Below are 935 nucleotides of genomic sequence, written 5' to 3'. Positions count from 1 at the left end.
GGTCGGAACGGGACCCGGGCGTCGGCCTGTTCGAGGGGGACAGCTCCGAGGGGAGCGCCTCGAGGTGGACCGGGCGGACGGGCATCGGGTCCCTGGGGGTGGAGCCCGGGGGTGCCGGGTCGGTGTGGGCGGAGTCCACGTAGGAGGGGTCCATGTGGGCGACCTCCGTGTGGGCGCCCTCCGTATAGGAGGAGTCCATGTGGGCGGCCTCCGTGTGGAGGGACTCCGTGTGCGCGGACGCCATGTGGGCCGACTCCGCGTGGGCGGACGACGTGTCGCCCCACTCCGTGTTGTCGGTCTCCATGCTCTGCTGGGCCTCCGCGAGGCTGATGCCGCGCTGGAAGGCCGCCATGAGACCGGGGTCGTGGCCCACGAGGTACTCGGGGTCCTGGCGTGGCGTCGGGCCGTCGCGCAGCTGGGGCACGATGTGCTCCTGGGCGCGGCGACGCGGCAGTTGGGGCTTGCCCATGGTGCCGCGGACGGTGCCGTTGCGGGGGGTGGGCGGCTCGGTGACGTTCTCGGCGAGGGTCCGCCGGTCGTCGGGACTGATACCGGGCCGTGCCTCGGCCGGGGTGGCACGCTCCCGGCGGGCCCCGCGCATGGGCAGGGGCGCGGGCCGGCCGGCCGGTGCGCTCCCGCCCGGGGCCGGTGAGGCTTCCCGCTCGTGCCCTCGGGGTGCGGTGGAGGCGGGTGACGCGGCGGGCGCGATGGGTGGAACCGACGGCCCTGCTCCGGACGTGGGCAGCGGCACGGACGAGCCCCCGGCCTCACCGCCGTCGACGACCACCGGGGACAGCCTTCTGGACGCACCACCGGCACCGGCGGCAACCTGTCCGTTCTGCCCGGCCTGCCTGCCCGGGGCAGCCGGACCGCTCCGGCCGGCCTGCCCGGCCGGCCGCCCCGGCACCGCCGGACCATCCGCACCGGGCGCGCCT

At 76.8% G+C, this 935-nt stretch carries 1 pseudogene; it reads right to left on the bottom strand.

The features are described from left to right. Nucleotides 1–601, bottom strand: a pseudogene (locus K4G64_RS41615) (ATP-binding protein); the annotation flags it as partial. Between the last annotated feature and the right edge of the window lie 334 nt (nucleotides 602–935).

Origin of the sequence: Streptomyces sp. WAC04114 (genome assembly GCF_019733245.1) — a bacterium.
Lineage (GTDB): Bacteria > Actinomycetota > Actinomycetes > Streptomycetales > Streptomycetaceae > Streptomyces > Streptomyces massasporeus_A.
This window is presented reverse-complemented; position numbering and strand designations above follow the sequence as displayed.